The following is a 14,523-nucleotide window of genomic DNA, read 5'->3' as shown; positions in this document are numbered from 1 at the left end:
GGAGAACCACATGGCCAACCTGGCCGACGAATACGGCACGGACGTCGAGATCTACATGAAGGCTCTGACGACCACCATCCACGCCGACACCCCAACGGGCGCCCCCGCCCAGCTCCACGACCTGCTGGAACACCTCGGCCTGGAACGCCACGCATACCCCACGGACGCGCCGCTCTACATCTGGCACACCGTGCCCGAACACCTCGACGCCAGCGAGCAGAAGCGGCTGGCAACCCGCGCCATCCCCGTCCTGCTCCTGGCCGGGTACGAGGTCAACTGCACGCCCGACGTCTTCGATGAATCCGCCTACCGGCAGGCCGTGCAGGACCTGCGCACCCGAGCGGGCCGCCCTGCCGTGCGGCAACAGGCACCGATCGGCTCCCCCTCGCCTGCAACCCCGGCCCGCCGCACCCCGTAAGGCGCCTGGGCGGTCCCGGCACCGCGCCGGGACCGCCCGCCTCACCACCCGAGACCCGGAGAAACCCGTAGCAACCCGCACACCCCCACCGATCAGCAACCGGCTCAAGCCCCGACTCGCCACGGCCCTCTTCCGCCGCTATCTGCGCGCCTGTATTCCGACCGGCCCCGACCGCACCTCCCCGCTGGCCGGCGCCCGCCCGGAGGCCGCCCTCGCCGAGACACAGCGCGTCGGGCACCGCCACCACCACTGACCGTCCATCGCCCCGGAGGAGCATGTCCCACCCCGCCCCCTACCCGGTGAGACTGGCCGACGAGATCACCCGCCAGCTCGGCCAGCTCGCCGACCACCTATCTCAGCTTCCCCCGCCCCAGGCCGCTCAGGTCATCGCCCGCGTGCTCGACCCGGACACCGGAGTCCTCGGCGGCGTCACCCACCTCGTCGCCACCGGCAGCGTGTTCGCCAAGGACCAGGCAGAGCGAGGCGCGCTCCCCGCGGAGGTGTGGCTCGCCCTGGGCCGTGCCTCGAACGAACTCGGCGACATCACCCTCGACCTGGACGAACACAAAGACGCTCTTCAGCGCGTCGGCGCCCCGCCCGCCACTACGGCGGCGAAGCCCCTGGCACCCGCACCGCTCGTCGTCCGGCGCCGCCGGTGAAGAAGAAGCAGTGGCAGGGCTGGGGACCCGACGAGCAGGCCGAGCAGCACTACCTCGTCCAGCCCCGCGCCCTGGCCGGCGGCGGCGACGTCCGGCACGTCTCGGAGTTCCTGCGCGCCTCCGGCTGGAGGGACAAGTCCAAGACGGGCGGCCCCCTGCGCATGGAGAGCCCGGACCGCACCGTCCGCATCGCCTACGACCCCTACGTCCTCCCCGGCGGATGGACCATCCACGGCCACGCAGACGGAGCGAACGGCGAGTGGTCTGCCCACCTTGGCCGGCAAACGCCGGTGGAGATCGTCGCCGGCCTGACCGACGCCCTCACCCGCCACCGCTCCGCCCACGCCCCCAACGTCTGGGCCCCTCTGCAGGAGCAGAACTGGCACACGCGCTTCGAGGGCCAGGACTACATGGCGACGAGCCCCGACGGCAGCGCGTGGATGCAGTATCGGCAAAGCCCCGACGGGGCGGTGATGTGGTGGACCGGAGCGCAGGACAAGCAGGGCAACGGCTGGACGGCCAACTTCACGCCGAACACCCCGATGCACCTGGTGCAAGCCTTCTCCACCGAACTCGCCAGCCCGGTCCCCGTGATGCGCCCGCGCGGACGCGTGCCGCACAGCGCGCAGATTCGTACCTGGTCGGTGTCCGTGAAGCCCTCCCAGCTCCGTGCGTGGCAGCAGGCCCGCATCACGGCCGCCCGCGCCGCCGCCTGGGCCCGCAACGGCGCCCGTAGCACCAGGCCGCGCACCAGCGCCCGTCCCTACACCCCGGCCGGCGGCGCACGCACCCGCCGCTGACCGAAATAGACCCGCCCCGAGGAGCCCGATGCCCGCACTCACCCCGGACACCATCCGCACGCTGACCGAAACGCTGGCGGACCTCACCGACTTCCTGCGCGAGAACCCCGACCCCGCAGAAGCCCTCGCCCTGGTCGAGCCGCTCCTCGACGAGTACACGGGCCTGCCCGTCCAGTTCGCCGACACGCTGCGCGCCCTCGCCCGCGCCGTTCAGGAGAACCCTGACGCGCCGCGCAGGGCGCAGGGTGACCTGCTGATCACCGAGCTGCGCACGGCCGCGTGGGAACTGGCCGACCAGCACACCCTCCACTACGTGCTGGACGATCTCCGTGGCCTGTACGGCAGTTCGCCGACGAGCGAGCAGGGGTGCTGCTGGTGCCGCTGAGTGAACGGCAGCTCGCCGCCTTCGCCGACAAGCACGCCGTGCAGATCCCATACGACACCAGCCCCCGCCACCTCGCCGGCCCCGGAGACGCCCGCCACGTCACCCACGGCCTGGCCGCCGCCGGATGGAACGCCGTCTCCGACCCCCTGAGCGCCGAGATCATCCTGGCAAGCCCTGACCTTCGCCACCGGCTCCAGTTCGACCCGCAGTCCCGCACCTCGGCGTGGTGGCGGCTACGGGCGGAGCCTGTCGGCACCGAGCCCGGCTGGTACGCCGAGTTCGGCGAGCTCGTGCCCGCCGAGGTCCTCGCCGCCTTCACCGACGCCCTCATCGCCCCGCCGCCACAGCAGCCGGACCCGTGGCAGCAGGTGACCTCGGCAGGATGGCACCACGAGCCAGACGGCGCGCGCTCGCCGGACTCCATGTGTCACATCGAACTGCGGCCGTCGAGCGAATTCCACGACCGGTCGTCCTGGCACATCGAGACCCGCGAGCCCGGCCACGGGGAGTTTTCCGGCCCGTGCATCTGGCACGCCTACCTCGACGAGCACACCCCCGCTCACCTGGTCAGCACGTTCCTCACCGCGCTGACCGACCGCAGCCCGCTCCAGCGCGGCATGTTCGAACGCACCGGCCACTACAGCGCCGTACAGGAGCCCAGCCCGCTGCGCCCGCAGCAGGTGGTCGACGCCCACGCCACGCGCATCAAGCATCTGCGCGCCCAGGCACGTTCAACCCGCCGCCAGCAGACGAAACCCGCGACGATCCCGGCGCACGCCAGTACCGCGCACCCGGCAGCTCGCCGCTGACCTGACAGGACCCCTCCCCATCTCCCGAGACCACCACGCACACCGCGACTTCCTGCGCCACCTCGACCACTACGTGCGGGACAGCCAGAAGATCCTCGACGCCTGGGACGCCTACTCCGACGAGCACACCGGCCTCGACGGCTGGCCCTACGACGACCACGCCTACGGCATGCGCAAGAGCCAGCGCGATGCCGACACCGCCGAGGCGTTCGAGCCGCTCCGCTACGGCGCCCGGCACCTGCTGGCGACCGCCGAGACACAGCTGGCCCAGCTGCCGGAGAACACGGTGCAGAGCCGCTGGGTATACCAACTGGGCGTCCTGCACACGGCCCTCGACCGTCTCGACGAACTGCACGAGCAATGGCTGCTCACCCGCGACGCCCTGCCCGCCACCGCCAAGCCCGGCACCGCCGAATTCGACGACGCCCTCGCCGAACATCACGCCGAATCCTGGAGCTACCTCGACGACTGGGCCACCCACGGCAAAGCGCTCCGGGAGATCAACACCGCAGCCCGCAAGGCCCCCTCATCCCTGGTTCCCATGCCTGCCCTCGCACCCGTGCGACGAACCGCGGCACGGAAGTGACTAGGGCCCCGACTCCCGAGACCGTCGAGGTCGACTTCATCACCCCGCGCCACCTCGCCGGCAGCGGTGACCCCGCCTGGATCACCGCTCCCCTCCACCGTGCCTACGGATGGAGCCACGGCAACGACCCCCTGATGCCACGCGTCCTGCTCTCCAGCCCGGACCAGAAGGTCCTCCTGCGCGCGGAGCCCGACCCCGACGACCAGTGGTGACCTGCACCACGTCGCCGAGCCGGACCGGCCCGCCTGGTACGCCAGCTTCGGCGCGCGCACGCCCGTCGAACTGATCGCCGCCTTCACCGACGCCCTCACCGACCCGGCCCCAGCCGCTGACGCGCCTTGCGACCCGTACGGAGCGCTCCACCAGGCCGGCTGGTCACCGTCCGGCGACAACGGCCTTGCTTCCCCCGACAAGACGGCGTACGTCGAGCGGCTGGGAACACCGGCTGATCCGGAAACCTGGTTCGTCACGGTCACCCTCGGCATGCACCAGAAGGTCTGGCAGGCCCGCTTCGGTGCGCACACTCCGCCAATTTGTCGCCGCGTTCGCCGCCGCGCTCGGCGATCCGAAGCCCGTGCACCGCACCGACAGCGGGCGCAGTCTGCCGACCCTCGACCCGAACGTCGTCATCCGCCGGACGACCGACGTGCTCGTCGTGTACGTCGCCGGCGCGCTGGAAGACCGCGTTCACTCACTTGCTGCCCGGCACTCCACCGCGCCGACGGCCTCGATCCCCTCACGGCCAGCGCCGCCCAGGCACGGCCGCAGCCGTTCCCCCTCCCTCCCCGCCCGGAAGCACATTGCCCTTGCCCCCTTCCTCCTCCAGCAGCAACACCGACGGATACGACCTCGTCCTGCGCCTCCTCCTCGGCGTGCTCGCCGTCGTCGTCCCCTTGTCCCACCTGGCCTGGCTGTCCGGCAACATCACCGCCTACCTCACCGGCACCAGCTGGGCCCCCTACCAGCCGACCAACGCCCTGCTCAGCCCCGAGCAGGTCTGGCCCGACGCAGGAGAAACGTCCCTGCTGCTCGGTGCCCGCATCGTCCCGGTTCTCCTGCTCCTCGCTCTCGGGGCAGGGGCTGGCGTCCTGTGGGCCCGGCACAAGAACCGAAGCGGCGGCCGGAAGAAGATCACCGCCATGGCCAAGGCCCGGGACATCGAGCCGATGATGGCCAAGGCGATCACCGACAAAGCCCGTTCCCTGCGTCCCAGCCTGAAGGACAGCAAGCACATCGATGCGAAGGACACCGGCATCCTTCTCGGCAACCTGCAGGGCAGCCGCCACGAGGTACGGATGGGTTTCGAGGACGTCGCCGTCGCGATCATGGCGCCCCGGTCCGGCAAGACCACCTCGCTCGCCATCCCGTCCATGCTCGGCGCACCCGGCCCGGTCCTGCTGACGTCGAACAAGGCTGCCGGCGACGCCTTCACCACCGCCTACGAGGCAAGGGCCCGGGTGGGGGCGGTATGGACCATGGATCCACAGCAGATCGCGCATGCCGCCCGCGAGATGTGGTGGAACCCTCTCGCCAGCGCGACCACCTTGGACGGGGCGAACCGGCTGGCCGGACACTTCCTCGCGGCCTCGGTGGACGCCTCCCAGCAGGGCGACTTCTGGTCGAAGGCCGGCAGCAACATCTTGTCCCAGCTGCTCTTGGCCGCGGCGCTCGACGAGCGGCCCATCACCGACATCATGCAGTGGCTCGCCTTCCCCGCCGACCGCACTCCGCTGGACATCTTGCGCGACCACGACTTCGCCGCCGTCGCCGCTCAGCTCAAGGGCACCGTCGAGGGCCCCCCGGAAACGAGGGACGGCATCTACGAGACCGCCCGGCAGTACGCCTCCGCGCTCCTGAACGCGGAAATCGCCGCGTGGGTGACCCCGCAGAAGGAGGTCCCGGAATTCCGCCCGGAGCAGTTCGTCACGTCGACCGACACGCTGTTCCTGCTCAGCAAGGACGGTGGCGGCGGAGCCTCGGCGCTGATCGCCGCGTGCGCGGACTCGGTGATGCGGGCCGCGACCGCGCAGGCTGAACGTGCTGGCGGGCGCCTGGATCCGCCCATGCTGGCGATCCTCGACGAGGCTGCCAACGTGTGCAAGATCAGCGACTTGCCGGACCTGTACTCCCATCTCGGCAGCCGCGGGATCATCCCGATCACGATCCTGCAGTCCTACCGCCAGGGCCAGAAGGTCTGGGGAGACGCGGGCATGGACGCCATGTGGTCCGCCTCGACTGTCAAGGTGATCGGCAGCGGTATTGACGACCCGGACTTCGCGGACAAGCTCAGCCGCCTGATCGGTGACCACGACGTGGAGACCACGTCCACCTCGCACTCAGAGTCCGGAAAGAGCACGTCGGTGTCGATGCGGCAGGAGCGTATCTTGCCCGCCGACGCGATCCGCGCCCTGACCAAGGGCACTGCGCTCTGCTTCGCCACCGGCATGCGCGCCGCCATGCTCGACCTTCGGCCGTGGTACCGGGAGCCCGGCGCGGAGGAGCTGTCCGCGGCGTCCGCCCGCGCGTCGCAGGCAATCACCGCCCGGGCCGTGGCGAAGCACGCTCCGACACAGTCCGACTTCGGGCTGGCCACGTGATACTCGACCTCTTCGCGGGGCCGGGCGGCTGGAGCAGGGCACTGCACGTCCTCGGCGTGCGCGACATCGGGCTGGAATGGGACGAGTGGGCGTGCAAGACCCGGGCTGCGGCTGGGCAGTTGACGATCCGCACCGACGTGGCAATGTATCCGACCTGGCCCTTCATCGGCCGCACCCGCGGAATGATCGCTTCCCCTCCGTGCCAGGCGTGGAGCATGGCCGGCAAGCGCCTCGGTTTGCTCGACCAGCCGCTGGTGCACGCGGCGGTCGAGGACCTGGCCGCCGGACGCGACTCCCGCGAACGCCTCCTCGCCGCATGCCGTGACGAGCGCTCCCTGCTCGCAGCCGAGCCGATGCGCTATCTGTACGCCCTGAACACGGTCGGCGAGCCCTACTGGGTCGCCATGGAGGAAGTGCCGCACGTCCTGCCCTTGTGGAAGCAGTACGCGGCCGTCCTGCGCGGGTGGGGGTTCTCCGTCTGGTACGGGATCCTCTACGCGGCCGACTTCGGCGTCCCACAGACCAGGAAGCGGGCGATACTCCTGGCCTCCCGCGTCCGTACGGCGCAGCCTCCTACCCCCACGCACTCCCAACTGGCCGAACCGGAGTCGCTGTTCGGTCCAGGCCGCGCCCGCTGGGTCAGCATGGCCGAGGCCCTGGGATGGGGCGCGACCGACCGGCCCGTCCCCACCGTCTGCGCGGGCGGTGGACCCGGCGGCGGACCCGAACCGTTCCCATCGGGCTCCCGCAAGACGCTGTCCGACGCCCGTGAGCGCGGCACCTGGATGTCCCGGCCGGACGGAGTGGTCCTGCAGTCCCGCCGCGAAGGCGCCCGATGGGCGGCCCGGCACGGCACACGCGAGAACCGAGCCGCCGACGCTCCGGCGCCGACGTTCACCGCCGAGGCCCACCGCTGGTCCTGGTCCCTGCGCAGCAACAATCAGGCCAACGCCACCGTCCGTCCACTGTCCGAGCCGGCTGGCACGCTGTTCTTCGGGCACCGCGCGAACGAGTGCACTTGGATCGCCGAGCCCGCCTCACCGCCGACCACGGATGTCGACGCGCCAGCGGTTCCCGAGCCGATCCGGATCACCGCCCGCGAGGCCGGCCTCCTGCAGACCTTTCCCGCCGACTATCCCTGGGCCGGAAACAAGGGCCAGCAGTTCTCCCAGATCGGCAACGCCGTGCCCCCGTTGCTCGCCGGCCACCTCCTCGCCCCACACCTCGGCGTCACCCTCGACCCCGACGACTTCACCCTCGCCGCCTGATGCCCCACGCCCCCAACCCCGACGAAGACGACCTCGACGCCATCGCACCGCCCCAGCCGGTGTTCCACGTCGAACAGGCCCTGCTCGGGGCCCTCCTCCTCGACCCGTACCGCCTGGACGACGTGAGCGGCATCACCGCCGACTCGTTCTCCACCGCCGCGCACGCCGCCCTGTACGCCGCGATCACCACCCTGCCACTGCCCGACCCTGCCGAGCACGCAAAGAACACCAAGTGGCTCGACCGCGTACTCGCCACGGGACGCGAGCAGGCGCGCGGACTGACCGCCTCGTACCTGCACACCCTCGTCCAGGTCTGCCCCTGGCCCCGCCACGCGCCTGCCTACGCGCGGATGGTCGAGGCCGAACATGCCCGCCGCCGTCTACAGACGGCCGCCGAACGCCTCGTCCAGACCGTCCACGATGTCTCCCTCCCGCACCCCGTCCAGGCGGTGCTCGCCGAGGCCGACGCGCTCGCCGCGGTCGTGGACGACATCGCAGCCCGCTTCCCGCCGCGCGCAGGCGTGCTGCCCCGCACCGCGGCACCATCGCCGCCCGTCGCGCCCGACTACACGGAGGCGGTCGAGGAGGAGCAGATGCTGCTCGCGACCGCCACCGCCAACCCCGCCGACATCGAGTCCGTCCGGTGGCTACTACCCGACGACCTCACCCTGCCCTTGCACGCCGGCCTGTGGCAGTGCCTGACCGCCCTGGCGCGCCACCGCGAGCCCGTCGACCCCGTCACCGTCCTGTGGGAGGCCCAACAACGCGGCCTGCTCGACGACGGAAGCGAACCGGGCGAGGTGCTCCACCTGCTGGCCGAACCGGCCGGTTCCGTGGAGCACTGGAGCGAGCGCGCACTGCAGCGCTCCCTCCTGGCCACCGCCGATCGCACCGGCCGGCGCATCGAGGCGTACGCCGGCGACACGGCGAACACCCCGTTCCAGCTCGTCGTCGGCGCCCGCCGCTCCCTCGCCGACATCGGCGCCGTCCACACCCGCTGGCAGCACGCCACCGGAACGGTCCCGAGGCCGCAACCGCGACCGGCTCCCACCACCCGTGCCGGCCCGCCAACAACGACGGCCGCGTACACCGGCCGCGCCGCGCAAGCAACCCGATAGCACCCCGCACAAGCCGGTGGCCGGACCTGAAGGCCCGGCCACCGGCAGAAGAGACGACACCCCAACGTGACTCCCACCATCGACGCCCACGTTCGCCTCGACACCCACCCCACCCATCCGAGCGCCGTGACTGCCGTCCTGACCGGCACCCAGGCCCACGTTGCCCACCTGAGTCTGGAGGCAGCCGACTGGACCGTCGTCGCCGACAACCTCCTGGTCCTGGTCCGCATCGACCACGAGGAGTCTCAATGACCAAGTCAATGTCCGGTGACAGCGAATCTGGACCGTTTGTCAGCGGAGTGGGACCAGCTCATCGGTTCGGGTGACTCGTGCGGCGGTCAGGAGTCAGCCCGATGCCAAGGTGCGTCAGGCCGGGTGGGCGCGGCGTCAGGGGTGAGCCGCAGCGCGTACACCGGCTGGGCGCCGGGGACGCGGCCGAGGTATTCGTGCCCGGTCAGGTGGCACCAGGAGGGGAGATCAAGGGGCGCTGCTGGATCGGTGGCGAGGACGTGGACGATCGCGCCGGGTCCGGCGGTGGCGATGCGGGCGCGGAGGCGGAGCAGGAGCGTCACGCAGAGCAGGCCAGTGCCATCGACGGTGATGTCCGGGGCCGGGATCGGCTCGGGGGTCATCGGGGCAGGGTCTGGGTGACACGCCACAGGCGGCGGGGCAGGTCGCCTTCTTCGAAGGCGTGGACCTCCTCGAGGGTCCAGCCGTCGGCGAGGGCGTCGACCAGGTCGCGGTCGAAGAAGTGGACGGCGAAGCCGCCGTGCTCGTAGATGTCGTCGCCGTGTTCGGTGCCGGCGCGGTAGTGGGCGTCGCCCGTGTGCCGGACGGTGTAGACGAGTACGCCGCCGGGCCGCAGGACGCGGCGGATCTCGCCGACCAGGGCGCGGATCTCCTGGGTGGACAGCGCCATGCAGAGCAGCATGTGCGCGAACACGGCGTCCACGGAGTCGTCCGGCAGCGGCAGCGCCTCACGGACGTCATGGACGGCAGTGGTGACCTGCCCCGCGACGTCCTGGGTGCGGGCGGCATGCCGCAGCTGTTCCAGGCCGACGGGGCTGAAGTCGGTCGCCTGCACGGTGAAGCCCTCGCGAGCGAAGTACAGGGCATCCCGGCCATGCCCGGCACCGAGCTCCAGCACTTCACGCGCGCCAGCGGCCCTGAACATCTCAGCGGCGTGGACCGCCGGCGTGGAGGGCTGCTCGCCGTACATGCCCGGGTGGGCGGCGTAGGTGCCCTGCCAATGCTCGCGCTGCGCGCCCGCCAGATCGTCTTCAGTGTTCGCCACGCCGCAGCGCCTTCCTGCTTCCATCCCCCGGTCAATGCCGTGACCAGCTTAGATCCCCGGTCTCGGAGCACCCGGGCGCGGTGGAACCGTGGTCCGACTTCACTGGCAAACAGTCCAGGTTCGCTGTTAAAGGACAGTCAAGCCGCTTGCCTAACCGGTGGGGTGGAGGTGAAGACCCGTCCGTCACGCAGCAGAGCCCACAACACACTCGCTCGTCGGCGAGCCAGGGCGATGACGGCTCGGACGTGCTTGCAGCCCTCGCCGCGCTTCTTGAGGTAGAAGTCCCGGTTTGGCCCCTCACGGATGATGCTGGTTTGCGCGGACATGTAGAAAACCCTGCGCAGGCGGCGGCTGTAACGCTTGGGCCGGTGCATGTTGCCGGTCCGGCGACCGGAGTCCCGTGGGACGGGCACCAGCCCGGCTGCCGAGGCCAGGTGGCCGGCGTCGGCGTAGGCCGACAGGTCGCCCGCCGCGACGACGAACTCGGCCCCGAGTATCGGGCCCATGCCGGGCAGGGACTCGATGATCTCGGCCTGCGGGTGCCCGCGGAACGTCTCGCGGATCTGCTTGTCTATCCGCTTGAGCCGGTCGTCCAGGGCCAGGATCTGCTCGGCCAGGTCGGCGACGATCTGCGCGGCGACGTCCTCGCCGGGCAGCGCGGTCTGCTGGGCCTGAGCGGCTTCCAGCGCGGTCGCGGCGACAGTGTCGGCACCCCGGACACTGCGGTTGGCCAGCCAGGCCGTCAGCCTCGCCCGGCCGCGGAGGCGGATCGCGGCCGGAGTCTGATAGCCGGTCAGCAGGACCAGCGCACCCTTCTGGGACGAGTAGTCAAAAGCCCGCTCCAGGGCGGGGAAGACGCCGGTCAGCACGTCACGCATGCGGTTGATCATCCGCACTCGGTCGGCCACGAGGTCGGAGCGGTGGGCGGTCAACAGCGCAAGGTCGGCGGCCAGCTGGGCGGGCACGTCGATCGCGGCAAAGTCGCTTCGGTGGCGGGCGGTCTCGGCGATCACGTAGGCGTCGCGGGCGTCGGTCTTCCCCTCACCCCGATAGGCGCCCGACATGCGGTTGACCGTTCGACCGGGCACGTAGACGGCCCGCTGGCCGTGCGCCGCGAGCAGGGCCAGCAGCAGCGCGGAGAATGTCCCGGAGATGTCCACCGCCCAGTGGACCTGGTCCGCCAGGTCGAGGATCTCGCCGAGCGCGGTCAGGATCGCCGACTCGTCGTTCTCGATCTTCCTCGACAAAAGCGTGGCGCCGGTCTCGTCGACCACTGCCGCCCAGTGATGGCCTTTACCGGCATCGACACCGGCCCAGACCTGAGCCTTCCGCTCGCTCACTCGCCCCTCCTCGTTCCGCACGACATTCCGCCGGCCCGAGGAACACCCCGCTGTCCGCTCCGTAATCAGCGACCGCACACAGCGCGCACATCTCAATCAGCAGCCAGGGCGCCCCGAAGAGCCGGACGGCCACTCCTCGCTAGCCACTACTGGCAGGCCCTACTCAGCCACATCCGGCCCTCCCGGGCCGCCCAATAACTTACGGAGCCCTACTGGGCCAAGGACGCAGCCAAGCACCTGTCCGCCGACGGCATCACCGTTGAGACCACCCCTCGGCTCCAGGAGGCCATGGACGAGGAATGGACCTGGGCGAACTATCCGATGCCGTGGTGCACCCGCAGCGAAATCCGCGAGGTCTCCAATCAGGCGCAGAAGATCCACGACGACATCCGCCACGGCCAGCTCCTCATCCACGCCCACGCCCCCGACGGCCACACCACCGTCGCGGTCGGCACCTACCTCCACCGCAACGGCAAGTCCGTCTACCTCCACGGCGAGGATCACCTGCGCCAGGTCACCGACACCTTCGACTCACCCGCTGGGGCCCTGCTCGCCTTCGAGAAGGCCCACGGCGCCGAGATGCGCCCCGGCCCGGCACCCCTGACCGACACCGAACGCGCCGCTGCCGAGGCCCGCGCCCCTCTCTCCCTCACCGCAGCCAAGGCCGAACCGGCCCGTCCGGAGCCGGAGACCGTCCCGGCCTACCTGGCCGATGCCGGTGACCACGACGCGCTCCTCGACGCGTTCATCGACTCCCACAGCGAATGGGAGAAGTGGCAGACCTGGACCGACGACACCACCCACGCCATCCACGAATCACAAACCCTGCGGATCGAACGCGTCCACGAGGCCGATCCCCACGAGACCGCCTGGACCGTCGCCGCCTACGAAACACCCGTCTCCGACCGGATGTGGCACCTCACCATGACCGGCGCCACCCCAGCTCCCGTCCTCAAGACCCTTCTGAACGGGCTCGCCGACGAAGACGCCTGGGAGACCGCCATCGGCAGCTCCACCACCGAGAAAACCGTCACCGCAGCCACCCGCCCCCTCACCGACGCCGGCTGGAAGCACACCGTGGACGGACGCTGGATCCGCTGGGAAACCCTCCAAGGCGACATCGGCGTCCAATTCGACGCCTTCGCCGCCCAGAACCCCCACAGCACCCTCGCCACCTGGACCCTCTGGGCCGGCCCCAGCATCGACCATCGCACCTGGACCATCACGGCCTCCCCCTACACACCCGCCGCGCTGCTGGCCGACCTCGCCGAGAACCTCGCCCATGGCACCGGAATCCGGACGCACACCCCCGTGAAGGTGAAGCCCACCGTGCACCTCACCACCACCCCCACGGCGCCACCTCCGACAGCAGCCACGGCACAGCTCAGCCGATCCCGCTGACGGGGCATTGCCCGAACACTTGGCCGCGTCACAGCTACACAAGGCGGCTACCCCGCCGCGTAGCTCGCGCGGAAGAGGTCCACAGCCCGCTCCACGTCCCGCTCGGACCGCAACTGCACCTCCACGTCGCCCGTACCGTGGTGGCCGAGCCCCGTCACGTCCCGGGTGAAGCCGGGCACGAGGTCCACATCCGTCGGATCGGCCTTGAGGTAGACGAGGAGCTTGGTCTTCTGCGGCGGGCAGACACAGGCGAAGTTCCGCAGGCGCTGATACGCGCGGTACTGCTTGCGCTGCACCCGGCTGACGCCGTCCCCGAGGCCGAGCAACACCTCATCGACCGCCTCCGCCAGCTCCGCCAGCGCACGACTGTGCCCGCGCACCGGCGGCAGCCCGGCCGCCCGCCGGCGAACCCGCTTGGCGGCCGGCGGGCGCCCGGTGACGGAAGCCACGGTCTCAAGACCAAGGAGGTCATTGCCGAAGAATCGGTAGCGGACCAGGTCAATGCTGCGCCGGTGCTCGCGTACGGCGTGCACGTCGTATCGGGTGAAGTCGCCGGCGACGCAGATCAGCCTGGGCGCACTCCACAGCACCTGGGCCGCGGTCGTGCCCCAGAGCCGGTCGCGGACCAGGTGCTGGAACTCGGCCCGGTGATCCATCAACCAGCCGAGGTAGAACAGCCCCTGGTTGATGACGCCGGAGTCCACACCCCGCTTGTACTCGACGACCACTGGAGCCCCGTTCTCGTCAAGGCCCAGCGAGTCGATCCGGCCACCGTGGACCGGGCCGGTGCTGTACTCGCTTGCCAGCAACCGGACCCCGAGCAACTTCTCCATGCTGCCCTCGACGATGCTCTGCACATCGGCCTCAGCATCAGCAAGACGCGGCGCGACCTCAGTCACGCCGCCATTCGTGTTATAGAGCTTCAGGTCCGGCACCGCCCCTCCCGTGCAGCCAGTGTGCCGACACTCAACAGCAGGGGCTGCCGAATTTATTTCCGGTACTCCGCAGCCTGGTCCCGGAGATCTCCGGGCCACTAGAATCGAGGCATACAGGCTAGAATAGGACATTTCTAGATCGCGGGACATGCGCGGGATAGCACGGCTAACGCTTCGTCACGCATCCCGCTGACCTGCGAAAAGTTCCGGAGCCGTGTACGCAGTTTCGAATCCTGCCGGGAGCACTCCGGAAAAGACTCCTGACCTGGAGAAATACACGTATGCAGTTTTGCGTACCCGCCCAAACCCACACGGCCTTTTGACCGTTACTCTTTTTCGCCCCCGTGGCAACCCGAACGACGCGACCAGTCCACCTGTTGAAGCATTTCCGCAGGTCAAGGACGCTTCGCGCGCAGCGCCCGATGGCCAGACTCGCGACGAAATTCCGACTCCGGCCCAGACCTGTAGGCAAGCCTCATTTCTTGCCCGAGAACGACACTTGACCTGCCCAAATGTGGTCGACAGCCCGCAGAAACGCCAAACGTCTGGCAGGTGGTTACTCTTTTGGCCTGACCGTGAGAGCCCAGCTGTCCGCACCCCTGACCTGACCTGGGGTTTTACGGAGCCAGGCGGAAGAAATCCCAATTGTCCGATCCCGCGGAATTGCTTTCTGTGGGACACACGTGGTCCTGGTGTCGCAGCTAGGGTCCCTGGGCTGATTTCTCAGGCAGGCGCCCCTCGTGACCTACTGGAGCTAATGAGAGCTGCAGGAAAGCGAAACAGCCTTTCCCTTCCGGCTCGTGCATTGGCAGTCGCTCAGTGAGCGTTTTCAGCGTTGACGCTCCAGGGTGAGGACGGCGGCGGCCATGGCCGTCATGCGGTTGGGGCTGCAGCGGGCTCTGCGGAAGACGCG

Annotated in this window: 16 protein-coding genes and 2 pseudogenes; 13 read left to right on the top strand and 5 right to left on the bottom strand. The window is 70.0% G+C overall.

Going from position 1 to position 14,523, the window contains the following annotated elements:
• Positions 1–10 precede the first annotated feature (10 nt).
• From ABZ386_RS39250 to ABZ386_RS39195, 12 genes and pseudogenes are all read left to right on the top strand, one after another.
• Entirely contained in the window at positions 11–418 is a 408-nt protein-coding gene (locus ABZ386_RS39250; RefSeq protein WP_355725142.1) for a hypothetical protein, read from the top strand.
• 275 nt (positions 419–693) lie between these two features.
• Positions 694–1,077: a hypothetical protein gene (locus ABZ386_RS39245; protein ID WP_355725139.1), complete on the top strand. Its 384-nt coding sequence runs from the start codon at positions 694–696 to the stop codon at positions 1,075–1,077.
• Positions 1,074–1,877 carry a DUF317 domain-containing protein gene (locus ABZ386_RS39240; RefSeq protein ID WP_356505918.1) on the top strand — a complete coding sequence of 268 codons (804 nt, stop codon included), beginning with the start codon at positions 1,074–1,076 and terminating at the stop codon, positions 1,875–1,877. Before ABZ386_RS39245 ends, ABZ386_RS39240 begins: the two co-directional genes overlap by 4 nt.
• Before the next feature lie 28 nt (positions 1,878–1,905).
• Entirely contained in the window at positions 1,906–2,262 is a 357-nt protein-coding gene (locus tag ABZ386_RS39235; protein ID WP_355725402.1) for a hypothetical protein, read from the top strand.
• A complete protein-coding gene (locus ABZ386_RS39230) occupies positions 2,253–3,071 on the top strand; it encodes a DUF317 domain-containing protein (protein WP_355725405.1) in 819 nt (272 codons plus the stop codon). The genes ABZ386_RS39235 and ABZ386_RS39230 overlap by 10 nt, the downstream gene beginning before the upstream one ends.
• A gap of 73 nt (positions 3,072–3,144) precedes the next feature.
• Positions 3,145–3,657 (top strand): hypothetical protein, encoded by a 513-nt coding sequence (locus tag ABZ386_RS39225; protein WP_355725408.1) that lies wholly within the window; start codon positions 3,145–3,147, stop codon positions 3,655–3,657.
• Positions 3,654–3,869, top strand: coding sequence for a hypothetical protein (locus tag ABZ386_RS39220; protein ID WP_355725411.1), 216 nt, complete (start codon positions 3,654–3,656; stop codon positions 3,867–3,869). Before ABZ386_RS39225 ends, ABZ386_RS39220 begins: the two co-directional genes overlap by 4 nt.
• Before the next feature lies 1 nt (position 3,870).
• Positions 3,871–4,125 (top strand): annotated as a pseudogene (locus tag ABZ386_RS39215) (DUF317 domain-containing protein); the annotation flags it as partial.
• Between the two features lie 338 nt (positions 4,126–4,463).
• Positions 4,464–6,254, top strand: coding sequence for a TraM recognition domain-containing protein (locus tag ABZ386_RS39210; RefSeq protein WP_355725414.1), 1,791 nt, complete (start codon positions 4,464–4,466; stop codon positions 6,252–6,254).
• Positions 6,251–7,522, top strand: coding sequence for a DNA cytosine methyltransferase (locus ABZ386_RS39205; protein WP_355725417.1), 1,272 nt, complete (start codon positions 6,251–6,253; stop codon positions 7,520–7,522). Before ABZ386_RS39210 ends, ABZ386_RS39205 begins: the two co-directional genes overlap by 4 nt.
• Positions 7,522–8,640 carry a DnaB-like helicase N-terminal domain-containing protein gene (locus tag ABZ386_RS39200; protein WP_356505921.1) on the top strand — a complete coding sequence of 373 codons (1,119 nt, stop codon included), beginning with the start codon at positions 7,522–7,524 and terminating at the stop codon, positions 8,638–8,640. Before ABZ386_RS39205 ends, ABZ386_RS39200 begins: the two co-directional genes overlap by 1 nt.
• A gap of 66 nt (positions 8,641–8,706) precedes the next feature.
• Positions 8,707–8,892, top strand: coding sequence for a hypothetical protein (locus tag ABZ386_RS39195; protein ID WP_355727017.1), 186 nt, complete (start codon positions 8,707–8,709; stop codon positions 8,890–8,892).
• Between the two features lie 86 nt (positions 8,893–8,978).
• On the opposite strand, the gene ABZ386_RS39190 is transcribed toward ABZ386_RS39195, so the two are convergent.
• The 3 genes from ABZ386_RS39190 to ABZ386_RS39180 form a co-directional block, all read right to left on the bottom strand.
• Positions 8,979–9,272: a sulfurtransferase TusA family protein gene (locus ABZ386_RS39190; protein WP_355727015.1), complete on the bottom strand. Its 294-nt coding sequence runs from the start codon at positions 9,270–9,272 to the stop codon at positions 8,979–8,981.
• Positions 9,269–9,934, bottom strand: coding sequence for a class I SAM-dependent methyltransferase (locus ABZ386_RS39185; RefSeq protein ID WP_355727013.1), 666 nt, complete (start codon positions 9,932–9,934; stop codon positions 9,269–9,271). Before ABZ386_RS39185 ends, ABZ386_RS39190 begins: the two co-directional genes overlap by 4 nt.
• A gap of 137 nt (positions 9,935–10,071) precedes the next feature.
• On the bottom strand, positions 10,072–11,274 hold the full coding sequence (locus ABZ386_RS39180) for an IS110 family transposase (protein WP_355727011.1): 1,203 nt from the start codon (positions 11,272–11,274) through the stop codon (positions 10,072–10,074).
• 288 nt (positions 11,275–11,562) lie between these two features.
• On the opposite strand from ABZ386_RS39180, the gene ABZ386_RS39175 reads away from it, so the two are divergent.
• Complete coding sequence (locus ABZ386_RS39175) at positions 11,563–12,675, top strand: DUF317 domain-containing protein (protein WP_355727009.1); 1,113 nt, start codon at positions 11,563–11,565, stop codon at positions 12,673–12,675.
• Positions 12,676–12,722: 47 nt separating this feature from the next.
• On the opposite strand, the gene ABZ386_RS39170 is transcribed toward ABZ386_RS39175, so the two are convergent.
• Positions 12,723–13,610 carry a DUF5655 domain-containing protein gene (locus tag ABZ386_RS39170; RefSeq protein WP_356505924.1) on the bottom strand — a complete coding sequence of 296 codons (888 nt, stop codon included), beginning with the start codon at positions 13,608–13,610 and terminating at the stop codon, positions 12,723–12,725.
• 829 nt (positions 13,611–14,439) lie between these two features.
• A pseudogene (locus tag ABZ386_RS39165) lies at positions 14,440–14,523 on the bottom strand (IS5/IS1182 family transposase); the annotation flags it as partial.

It is taken from the genome of Streptomyces sp. NPDC006140 (assembly GCF_040628815.1).
Classification (GTDB): domain Bacteria; phylum Actinomycetota; class Actinomycetes; order Streptomycetales; family Streptomycetaceae; genus Streptomyces.
This window is presented reverse-complemented; position numbering and strand designations above follow the sequence as displayed.

Excerpts from the sequence above, each read along its gene's own strand:
- ABZ386_RS39235 (WP_355725402.1), top strand. The coding sequence starts at position 1,906 with ATGCCCGCACTCACCCCGGACACCATCCGCACGCTGACCGAAACGCTG.
- ABZ386_RS39200 (WP_356505921.1), top strand. The coding sequence starts at position 7,522 with ATGCCCCACGCCCCCAACCCCGACGAAGACGACCTCGACGCCATCGCA.
- ABZ386_RS39245 (WP_355725139.1), top strand. The coding sequence starts at position 694 with ATGTCCCACCCCGCCCCCTACCCGGTGAGACTGGCCGACGAGATCACC.
- ABZ386_RS39190 (WP_355727015.1), bottom strand. The coding sequence starts at position 9,272 with ATGACCCCCGAGCCGATCCCGGCCCCGGACATCACCGTCGATGGCACT.
- ABZ386_RS39250 (WP_355725142.1), top strand. The coding sequence starts at position 11 with ATGGCCAACCTGGCCGACGAATACGGCACGGACGTCGAGATCTACATG.
- ABZ386_RS39175 (WP_355727009.1), top strand. The coding sequence starts at position 11,563 with ATGGACGAGGAATGGACCTGGGCGAACTATCCGATGCCGTGGTGCACC.